Here is a 10487-nt window from a genome sequence, read left to right on the forward strand (position 1 = left end):
TTGTCAAGAGATACATATAAATTATGAAAAATGATTCTTAAGGAGATATGAGATGAAAGCTGTAACCTATCAAGGACCAAACCAAGTACAAGTTAAACAAGTTGATGATGCAAAGTTAGAGAAAAAAGATGATATTATTGTAAAAATTACTTCAACCGCTATTTGCGGTTCTGATTTACATTTATATCAAGGAAACATGCCTTTACCGCAAGGTTACATTATTGGTCATGAGCCAATGGGCATTGTTGAAGAAGTTGGTCCAGATGTTACTAAAGTAAAAAAAGGAGATCGTGTTGTTATTCCGTTTAACGTTGCTTGTGGACATTGTTTTTATTGCCAGCATGAAATGGAAAGCCAATGTGATAACTCCAATCCTCATTATGATTCTGGTGGATACTTTGGTTATACAGAGAAATTTGGTAACCATCCAGGTGGACAAGCAGAATATTTAAAAGTTCCTTTTGGAAATTTCACTCCATTTGTTATACCAGAATCATGCGAACTTGAAGATGAATCTCTACTTTTTTTATCCGATGTTTTGCCAACAGCCTATTGGAGTGTAATAAACGCAGGTGTTAAGCCAGGTGATACTGTTATCGTCCTAGGTTGTGGCCCTGTTGGATTAATGACACAAAAATTCGCGTGGATGCAAGGTGCTAAGCGCGTAATCGCAGTCGATTACTTAGATTATCGGATACATTATGCAAAAAAGATTAACAATGTTGAGGTATTTGAGTTTACAAAGTTCCCTGATATGGGAGAACATTTAAAGGAAATCACACATGGCGGTGCCGATGTAGTCATTGATTGCGTGGGCATGGATGGAAAAAAATCGCCACTAGAATTTCTGGAACAAAAATTGAAATTACAAGGTGGAACTCTCGGGCCTATTCAAATCGCTACGAAAGCCGTAAGAAAATACGGAACGGTTCAAATGACTGGTGTTTATGGTGGCAATTATAATGCTTTTCCACTCGGAGCATTTTGGGTTAGAAATATTAACCTTAAAATGGGACAAGCACCTGTTATTCATTTTATGCCGGAACTATTTGAAAAAATAACAAACAAAGAATTCGATCCAAAGGAGATTATTACACACAAAATCCCCCTCGAAGAAGCAAGCTACGGTTATCAAATTTTTAATAATCGTGAAGATGATTGTATAAAAGTCATTTTGAAACCTTGAAGATACAATTTATTATTCTTTATGCAAAGATAAGGTTACACTCGTAATCTTATCTTTTTTATTACATGCTAAGTAGTTATTCTCCCACTTTCATCTCACATCAAAAAGAGTTATTTCAAAAAAACTTTGCATTTTAAGATAACGGTTATTGGTAAAAAAATGAATTATAGTATTAAGTAACCAATTAGCGGACACGATAACAATGTTAACTAAATTAAAAAGAGGTGTTCTTCATGTTTTATTATAAAGAGGAAATAATTAATATGATTAAGCCGGATAAACCAGACCCAGCTGCTGCAAAAGTATTACAAGAAATATTAGGCGGGCATTATGGTGAAATGCGTACAATGATGCAATACTTCTTCCAAAGCTCAAATTTTAGAGGTAAAGAGAAGCAATATCGTGATTTACTCCGAGGTGTTTTTTTAGAGGAAATAAGCCATGTAGAACTTGTACAACATACAATTAATCAGCTATTAACTGGATCTGGTGAACCTGCGCCAGGAAATGCTGGTATTGACAAAGCACCGCTTAATGAAGCGGTTAAACATGCAAACCCTCACCACTTTATTGTAGGCGCTCAAAGTTCATTGCCTGTTGATGCAGGTGGTAACCCATGGAATGGGTCTTGGGTATATAATCACGGAAACTTAATTAGCGATTTACTAGATAATGTCGTACTTGAATCTACAGGTGTACTTCAAAAGACTAGAATTTATGAAATGAGTTCTAATCAAACATTTAGAGAAACTCTTGCATTTTTAATTGTACGTGATAATGCACATCAAAATGCTTTCGCAAAAGCTTTAGAGACATTAGGGGTTGAATGGGGAAAACTCTTCCCTGTGCCGAACTATGATATCAATAAATATCCAGAGTGTAGAAAGTATGTAGACATGGGATTCCATAATGCACAATTTAATTTTAGCTTAGATCCAACAAGAATGGGAGAAATATTCCAAGGTGAATCACCAAGTAGAAACAAAGGAACATTAACAGTTACGGAACCGCCAAAAGGTTTTCCTGTACCAGAACTTCCTGAAATGCCAAATGAGCATAGTCCCGGATTAAAAGACATGGATCTTTAAGATCATTATGGCCAACTATTTATTCATGGTTGGTCATAGTTCTTTATAAAGATTCATATAAGCTTGTTGTTAAAATGATAGGATGTTTTAATAAATCCTCTTTATTTAAAAGTGATGTTGATCATATTTCTGCTCCTTTTAATTTTGTTTCTATGAACCATTAGACGCCACTGTATACTCACTTATAACCTCCCTACCTCTATTCACATATAACATCCCTATATTGTAAAAGGAGAGGAGGGGCTTGTCCCCTCTCTTCTTTTAATTTTTCTTTAAAAGAGTTGCTCCTGCAATCCCTGGGTGTGTCATTTCAAATGGATCTAGAATTAACTCTAAATCTTCTTGTGACAATACACCATTTTTCACACAAAGTTCTCGAACGGATTGCCCTGTCGCGATTGCTTCTTTCGCAACGCGAGCTGCTGCTTCATAACCGATATGAGGATTCACGGCTGTAATAATTCCTACACTCTTCTCAACATACTCTTTTAAGCGATCTTCATTCGCTTCAATTCCTTTTAAGCAATTATCTGTAAAGGCACGGAAACCGTTATTCATAATGCTAATTGATTGAAGTAGGTTGAAAACAAGTACTGGTTCCATAACGTTTAATTCTAATTGCCCTGCTTCTGAAGCAAGGCAAATTGTATGGTCGTTACCAATTACTTGGAATGCAATTTGATTAATTACTTCTGGCATAACAGGGTTTACTTTCCCTGGCATAATAGATGAACCTGGTTGACGAGCAGGTAGCATAATTTCCGCTAAGCCAACGCGTGGACCTGATGCCATTAAGCGAAGGTCATTCGCAATTTTAGACATATTCATCATACATACTTTAAGTGCTGCTGATACTTCTGTGTATGCATCCGTATTTTGCGTTGCATCTACTAAGTCTTCTGCACCAACAAGTGGTAGCTCACTAATTGCAGCTAAATGTTTTACAACTGCTTCAATATATTCTGGATCTGCATTTAAGCCTGTACCAACTGCAGTTGCTCCCATATTCACTTCATATAAGTGTTGACGTGATTGCTGAATTCGTTTCATATCACGTTCAAGTACGCGAGAATACGCTTTAAACTCTTGTCCAAGACGGATTGGCACAGCGTCTTGTAAATGTGTACGACCCATTTTAATCACCTGATCGAACTGTTCTGCTTTTAATTCAAACACATCGTGCATATAACCCATCGTTTGTAATAAACCTTCTAATGCGTTTAATGTTGCGATATGAATCGCCGTTGGGAATGCATCGTTTGTTGATTGCGCCATGTTTACATGACTATTTGGACTAATATAATGATAGTCTCCCTTTTCCATTCCTAATAATTCAAGAGCGCGGTTGGCAATGACTTCATTTGCATTCATGTTCATTGAAGTACCTGCTCCTCCTTGAATTGGATCTACGATGAAATGATTGTGCCATTTTCCATCAAGAATTTCTTGAGCAGCTTCTGCGATCGCGCCGCCCTTGTTCAATTCTAATCTTCCTACATCTGTATTCGCAAGCGCTGCAGCTTTTTTTACAATTGCGAACGCTCTAATTAAACTTTCATGAATTTTATACCCTGTAATCGGGAAATTTTCAACAGCGCGTAAAGTCTGAATTCCGTAATATGCTTCAGTAGGTAATTCCTTTCCTCCCAAAAAATCCTTCTCCACTCGCATGTTCTTGTTTGTCATTGACATTTTAAATTCTCCCCCATATTAAATGTAAAACCTAAATAAATCATATGAAGTTATTACCAATCCTTATCAGATTTTATTGTTAAATCGTAGGCTAAAGGCTCTTCAATAATTTTTTTAATCTCTTCTAATTTATTAGTTTTTCCAAGTGCCCACATCAATTTTGCTATGATGGCTTCCGTATTCATATCTCCAGACAATATTACTTGATGTTGCGCCACTTTCCGTCCTACTTCATAGAGAAGTATGTCTTCTCCTTCTTCCAGGCATTGAGTAGTAATCACTACAGCAATCCCCATTTCAGTCAACTCTTGAATTTTCGAAAGCAAGTTCCTTCCTTCAAAAGGTAATCCACCGTTACCAAAACTTTCAATAATAATCCCTTTATACAAACCTTTTAAACAATCAAATATCTCTGGCTTTGTACCTGGATACAATTTCATAAGAAAAACATCCGTACATAAATTAGTATTTATTGAAAGTTCATTATGGGAGGAAGTTGGCTTCCAATGATATTTCACTTCATCTTCATTTACCTCAGCAACATATGGATAATTCACACTTTCAAATGCATCATAACTTTTTGTTCGCATTTTAACTGCTCTCGTCCCAATAATCACCCTACTATCAAAAACAATAAACACACCGCCAATATCCTCACAGGCAAATCTAAGAGCATCAGCTACATTTTTCTTTGCGTCTGTCTTTTTAAAACTAATAGGTACTTGTGAACCTGTTAAAACAACTGGTTTTCTTAATCCTTGAAGCATATAAGATAGCGCGGAAGATGTATAAGCTAACGTATCCGTTCCATGTGTAATCACAAACCCGTCATAGTTATCATAATAATTAAAAACAGCATTAGCTATTTCTTTCCAGTGCTCAGGTTGCATATTGGTACTATCAATATTCATTAAGATTTTGCAATCTATTTCTAAGTTTCGAGACGACTTCGAAAAATAATTCAATAATTCCTCAGCGGACAATCCTGGAACAAGCCCTTCATTCCCCTCCACAGATGCAATTGTCCCACCAGTTGCAAGTAATAAAATTCTCTTCATACACAACCCCTCCATAAAATAAACAAAGATATATCGTTCGCGAAATGCGTATTTATAATTATCATTATAGAACTTAATTTGAATTAATCAAGATTTTGTATTCAATACGCGTACTTTTTTCTATTCTTGATTCTTTTTCTATGTTATAATTAATTTAATAAAATTAGATGGGGTATGAGACGAATGCTGGAACGTTTATCTGAATTAAGAAAAAATCAAAAATGGTCCTTACAAGAGACAGCAGATCGACTTGGGATTGCGAAAAGCACCTATGCCGGGTATGAAAATGGATATAGATTACCTTCATTACAATCTTTATCTAAAATAGCCGATTTATTTGATACGTCTGTAGATTATATATTAGGTCGAATTGAACATTCACATCAAAACAAAGATGTAATTGATATTACAAGACTCCTAAACGATTCAGGTCCAACACTTTTAATAGATGGAGAAGTACTGTCAACAGAAGAGATAATAGATTTTATTGCCTTTGTGAGAAGTAAACGAGAACTACGTTCCAGGAGAATAGAAAATATTGAGCCAACATGTAAAAGTTGATTCAATAAAAAACGAAGACAATGCACTCTTTAAACTTAGAAATACTTAGAGAATTAATTTGTAAACGGTTTATATAATGGATTCTTAGCAGCTGGCCTCATTGGGGTTCTTATACTTGGAAACAATCCCATTGGTTATATGATTCAATTATTTTTCATCATTTGTGTGGTGGTAGCAGCTATTTTCGGAGGTTTCACATCCAATAAATCAATTATCGTGAAACAAGGACTTCCTTCTAATTTAGCGTTACTTGCCCTTTTATCTGTCATATAGAACTAAAGCTTTTCAATAAAGGAACTCACTTTTGAAGAATACGCTATTCTTTCTGTAGATTTATAAGAAAGAATAGCGTTTTTGTATGTCTATTTCTGTATCGAAAGAATTTGAAAGTATAACAGACTTCAAACAAGAATTAGCAAAGTATATAAATTACTATAATCATGAAAGAATCAAGGAAAAATCAAAGGGAATAAACCCAGTATTGTACTAGGCTCATTCCCCAGAGGCTACTTAATAAGCCGACCTTTCTAACTTTCGGGGACACAGTCTAGTTGAAGTGCTACAAGCAACGAATTTACTACTTTAAAGTTAAGTGTTTAACCTTGAAGTACTTAAATTCTTTTTTCCAGATAAAGCTGTACAGGTATAAAACTATTAACAAAGCATCTTAATGCTCATGAGGTGCTTTGTTAATAGTTTCTCTTCTCCCTAATCTCCTGTGAGATCATATTTATTTATTAAAAATTTCTATACCTCACATGATTTATTTATTCTGTAACACCAGATTGGGTTACTTTTACATCAGCTGTTACACGAAAACGTAACTGTTTATAGGATTCTTCCCATTCGTGACTGTTCCATCTTCTTACGTGAGTTCTACCAAGCTTTCTAAGTCCTATAGGATCTGTGCCTTTTTTAATAAATCTCTTTATTAATGCAGATGCTTCTTTTTCTATTTCTTTTTCCATGATTTTTTCTAACTTGTGGATTTCTTTGGGGTTATCAAGATTTTTTGTTTTTGTGAATTCTTGAATTTCACCTTTAACTTGAATATGAGCATTTACAAATGGATGTTCACTATTCCCTTCCATCTTATATTTCGTTCCCGCCTTTATATTCTCTATCGTAGCGTGAGTATTTGAAGAACCAGGTAGTTTGAATTGGTATGTGCCTTGTTTAAAATTATCTGTCAACAATTTAAATACAAATAAATCTTTAGGTTTTACTCTATCGACCATATTATGTTTTTTAAAAAGTACTATTCCATTTAGCTCCAACACGTTCCCCTTTTTAGATATCATCGGCAAATAGGAATCTCTCGCATCATCATCAAGTTGATTTAAAAACATAAAAAAGTTTGTTTTTGGCTGCGTCCCATTGTTCATATTTTGCTCCAGTAAAGAGGATAGATAGGAAGCAATTTCTTTTTCTTTAGAATAGTTGCCTTTTAATAGTGATTCCCCTTTTACATTTGTAATTGCTAAATAAATTGCATTTCCTACACTGGGATTTCGGTTCAAGGTCTCTAAAATTTCCTGCATTCCCTTATCAATTATTTTTTCATTAAATATGATAACACGCAATTGCCCCAATTCTAGGGGTCCAGAAGATTTTTCAGATGCTCTTGCAAGAACTTCTCTACCAGTCTGGCCTGATGCTGAATAGATTTTCGTTTCACCTTCCCCCCCTCCTTTATAAGCTGAAATCGCAAAGGTTCCTTTTAGCTTACCTTCTGCTTCAGTATCATATGCCGCAACTTGAACTAAGTCAATGTCATCCACAATTTTCGTTTTAGCACAACCTATTAAGAAGACAATTACTATAAGGAAAAGTATCCATCGCTTCATGTTTATCTCCTTAACTTTATTTTGGCGGTTTGAATTAGCCATAGTACAGGTAAGTATACATATATATATACAAAGCCAATTTGACCTGTCCAAGTATTTAATAAGTTAATTTTATTACGGTTATTCAAGAAAAATGATAAAACAAAGATGAATACGATGATAACTGGCAAAACATATTTTTGCTTTATTCCCAGTGCCTCTTTTATACCACGACTTACTCCCCATAATGTAAAGGAAACGTTAGGTAATATAAAAAAAGCCCAAACAGAAACAATAATGTATTCAAACCGCTCTATAAAGGGAAATTGTATAATTTTAATCATGCTTAAATATGCCCATATCGCGCTCGCTAGTTGTTTTTCACTAAAAAACGCAAGAGTTAAAATCATAAGGTATGTGTAGACAATAGTCGTTACTAAATTTGCATAGTGCGCATATTTTTGAGACGTTCTTGCCTTTTTAATAAATGGGTAGTACAACAATAACATTTCAAATCCAAAAAAACTAAACATATTTCCTTTCATTCCTTTCATAATTTCTAGGAATGAATGCTGCGCAATTGGAAATAAATTCCGAAAATCTGCATACTGCAAAGGATAAAAAAATGTGAAGATTAGAATGCTTGGGATAACGATTCCAAAGAAGCCGATTCCGGCAACTACCCGAAATCCTCCAGTAACAATGTAATAACATAGACCCAAAAAAGCCCCTGCTATAATCCAAGATGAAATGGAAGGAAACATCCAAACATGTACTACTTCGATATAAGTATGTAGTGTTGTTGCACCTAACAATACAATATAAGATAAAAAAATGAAGTTGAACATTCCACCAATCCATTTTCCAAACACGTTTTGATTGATTGCAATGATATCTCCATTACCCTGATTTAAAATCTGATATATGATCCAAATCATAAGATTAACAGATATTCCAAAAAGTAGCGTACTTATCCACGCATCATTTCCAACTAATTTTGCACTAATCCTTTCAAAACCAAGCATACCAACCCCCATCTGTATAGTAATAATTAAAAAAAATACCATATATGGAGAGACTTGATACTCAATTGGGACCTGTTTCATAATGCTCCTCCCTGTTAATTTCAATCATCAAAATCATTTCGTGATTTGATTTTATTTTTCTCTACCTCTTCTGGATTAAAACGAAAACGCTGTTTAGACCTTGAAAAAATAGGACGTCGGAACATCGCTGAGATTGGCATACGTATAATGCTGTCTTTCCAATCTGTAGGGCGTGTAGGATAAAAAGGGAACAAATAAGGACGTCTTAATGATTCTGTACGTAATAGGCGTGCTAAAAGTAAAGAACTTGTTAAAACAATTCCTAATAAGCCCAACAGGTGTGCAGCTATTATAAAAGGAAAACGAATTACTCGAATTGTATTACCAATTCGATATATTGGTGCTGTAAATGAACTAAGAGCTGAAAGTGCAACAATGATAATAAGTACGTTACTTGTAAGACTTGCCTCTACCGATGCTTGTCCAATAACAATACCCCCTACTATACCGACAGTTAGACCCACTTTAGTTGGTAAACGTGTCCCTGCTTCTCTCAGTAATTCAATCGTTATTTCTAAAAAAAGTGCTTCAATGACTGGAGGAAAAGGTACTTTACTTCTCGATATGATCAACGTTTCAAGAAGTTCTTTTGGAATTAGCTCATAATGATATGTTAAGATCGAAACATATAATGGAGTCGTTAAAACAGAAAAGATAAAAGCAAAAATCCTTAACAGTCGAAAAAATGAGGCCATAATCCAAGGCATGGTATAATCTTCTGTCGTAGAAAAAAAGTCAATTAATGTTGTTGGAAGAGTGATAGCATAAGGCGAGCCATCTACAAAAAGTGCAATTTTCCCTTCTGCCAATACAGCTGCTACACGGTCTGGACGTTCTGTATTCAAAAATTGAGGGAATATAGAATTAGGATTGTCAGCAATTAATTGCATCAAATAAGTACTATCTAAAACATGGTCTGTTGTTATTTGGCTCACCCGTTGTATAATTTCTTGTAGATTTTGATCATTTGCAATTCCCTCAATAAATACAATTGCAACGGTTGTGTTAGAGAGAGAACCTACTTTCAATTCCTTCATTTGTAAATAAGGTGTTGGAAGCTTTCTACGTACTAAATTTAAGTTTACATCCAAATCTTCAACAAATGCGATTTGCGGACCCACAATATTGTATTCAATTTCAGCTTTTGTAATATCCCTTTTTTCTTTCTTTGACACATTTATTAACAAACCATTTAATTTATCTGTATCAAACTGAATAAGTATATAGCCGTTTAAAATATTATCCTGAATATCTTCCATTTGATTTGTTATTTTTGAATTTTCAAAGGGTAAGACAGACTGAATGTCTTGTAACGAATCAAAGCTTTTATCTTTTATATAAGTTAAAACCTCTTCATGAAATATATTTACATCGATTAATGTTCTAAAATATGAAATAACTATAGAGGAATTGTTTGAAGCAATTTCCAATGTTATAAAATCTTTAGATTTTTTTAGTAATTGCATTAAATCCTGCAAAGATTTTATAGAGTGAACAGATATTCTTTCATGCGGTTTCAATTGATAATACCCTTCCTTTCAGAAAGAAACTATGTATAGTTTTCGGCAATTTTCTATTTTAAAAATTAGGAATAGTTATACATAAATGTGTGCATTGGATTAGCCCATAACCTCTTTAGAAATAACTTAACCAAAATTAGTTAAAAAATGTATCAAAAAGCAAATAAGGGCCAGGGGTATAAGTCAAAGTATGATGAGGATTAAATATGAAGGGGTACAGCAACGATTCAAGAATTAACCTGCCACATCTGAAAAATTTCCAATTAAGGAAGGATTTTTATACATTTTCCACGGGCTATCGTGAGAAAATTGATACTACGAGATACAAAAAAACTGCATGTTTGAAACATGCAGTTTTTTCCAGGCTGTGGAGAAAGTCTTCTCCACAGCCTATTTTTGTGTCTGAACCTCTTTTTATGTGTCAACACTGATAAAAAAGAGGAAAAGGAG

Annotated in this window: 8 protein-coding genes and 2 pseudogenes; 5 read left to right on the forward strand and 5 right to left on the reverse strand. The window is 34.4% G+C overall.

The window, feature by feature from the left end:
- The first annotated feature begins 52 nt into the window (after positions 1-52).
- Together ACUXEY_RS26945 and ACUXEY_RS26950 are read left to right on the forward strand one after the other, a co-directional pair.
- Positions 53-1186 carry a zinc-dependent alcohol dehydrogenase gene (locus ACUXEY_RS26945; RefSeq protein WP_000649077.1) on the forward strand — a complete coding sequence of 378 codons (1134 nt, stop codon included), beginning with the start codon at positions 53-55 and terminating at the stop codon, positions 1184-1186.
- A 233-nt stretch (positions 1187-1419) separates the two neighbouring features.
- The gene (locus ACUXEY_RS26950; protein ID WP_461301987.1) at positions 1420-2274 is read left to right on the forward strand and encodes a manganese catalase family protein; all 855 of its coding nucleotides are present in this window, start codon (positions 1420-1422) and stop codon (positions 2272-2274) included.
- 261 nt (positions 2275-2535) lie between these two features.
- Here ACUXEY_RS26950 and aspA read toward each other — a convergent pair whose 3' ends face one another.
- Positions 2536-3966: an aspartate ammonia-lyase gene (aspA, locus tag ACUXEY_RS26955; protein WP_461301988.1), complete on the reverse strand. Its 1431-nt coding sequence runs from the start codon at positions 3964-3966 to the stop codon at positions 2536-2538.
- A gap of 53 nt (positions 3967-4019) precedes the next feature.
- Positions 4020-5024, reverse strand: coding sequence for an asparaginase (gene ansA, locus ACUXEY_RS26960; protein WP_461301989.1), 1005 nt, complete (start codon positions 5022-5024; stop codon positions 4020-4022).
- A gap of 183 nt (positions 5025-5207) precedes the next feature.
- Between ansA and ansR the strand changes: the two genes are divergently transcribed.
- From ansR to ACUXEY_RS26975, 3 genes and pseudogenes are all read left to right on the forward strand, one after another.
- Positions 5208-5585, forward strand: coding sequence for an HTH-type transcriptional regulator AnsR (gene ansR / locus ACUXEY_RS26965; RefSeq protein ID WP_327960662.1), 378 nt, complete (start codon positions 5208-5210; stop codon positions 5583-5585).
- Between the two features lie 66 nt (positions 5586-5651).
- A pseudogene (locus ACUXEY_RS26970) lies at positions 5652-5858 on the forward strand (DUF1304 domain-containing protein); the annotation flags it as partial.
- 103 nt (positions 5859-5961) lie between these two features.
- Positions 5962-6075 (forward strand): annotated as a pseudogene (locus ACUXEY_RS26975) (IS3 family transposase); the annotation flags it as partial.
- Positions 6076-6352: 277 nt separating this feature from the next.
- Here ACUXEY_RS26975 and ACUXEY_RS26980 read toward each other — a convergent pair.
- Genes ACUXEY_RS26980 through ACUXEY_RS26990 form a run of 3 tightly spaced genes read right to left on the reverse strand, consistent with a single transcriptional unit; the run spans position 6353 to position 10037 of the window.
- Positions 6353-7432 carry a Ger(x)C family spore germination protein gene (locus ACUXEY_RS26980; RefSeq protein WP_461301990.1) on the reverse strand — a complete coding sequence of 360 codons (1080 nt, stop codon included), beginning with the start codon at positions 7430-7432 and terminating at the stop codon, positions 6353-6355.
- A gap of 2 nt (positions 7433-7434) precedes the next feature.
- On the reverse strand, positions 7435-8517 hold the full coding sequence (locus ACUXEY_RS26985; RefSeq protein ID WP_000815830.1) for a GerAB/ArcD/ProY family transporter: 1083 nt from the start codon (positions 8515-8517) through the stop codon (positions 7435-7437).
- A gap of 20 nt (positions 8518-8537) precedes the next feature.
- Complete coding sequence (locus ACUXEY_RS26990; protein ID WP_000802304.1) at positions 8538-10037, reverse strand: spore germination protein; 1500 nt, start codon at positions 10035-10037, stop codon at positions 8538-8540.
- Positions 10038-10487: the final 450 nt, after the last annotated feature.

The organism is Bacillus sp. F9_6S_D1_P_5, assembly GCF_054823925.1.

What these genes read in the sequence shown, in the direction of transcription:
- ACUXEY_RS26945 (WP_000649077.1), top strand. Translation starts at nt 53, where the DNA reads ATGAAAGCTGTAACCTATCAAGGACCAAACCAAGTACAAGTTAAACAA.
- ACUXEY_RS26950 (WP_461301987.1), top strand. Translation starts at nt 1,420, where the DNA reads ATGTTTTATTATAAAGAGGAAATAATTAATATGATTAAGCCGGATAAA.
- aspA (WP_461301988.1), bottom strand. Translation starts at nt 3,966, where the DNA reads ATGTCAATGACAAACAAGAACATGCGAGTGGAGAAGGATTTTTTGGGA.
- ansA (WP_461301989.1), bottom strand. Translation starts at nt 5,024, where the DNA reads ATGAAGAGAATTTTATTACTTGCAACTGGTGGGACAATTGCATCTGTG.
- ansR (WP_327960662.1), top strand. Translation starts at nt 5,208, where the DNA reads ATGCTGGAACGTTTATCTGAATTAAGAAAAAATCAAAAATGGTCCTTA.
- ACUXEY_RS26980 (WP_461301990.1), bottom strand. Translation starts at nt 7,432, where the DNA reads ATGAAGCGATGGATACTTTTCCTTATAGTAATTGTCTTCTTAATAGGT.
- ACUXEY_RS26985 (WP_000815830.1), bottom strand. Translation starts at nt 8,517, where the DNA reads ATGAAACAGGTCCCAATTGAGTATCAAGTCTCTCCATATATGGTATTT.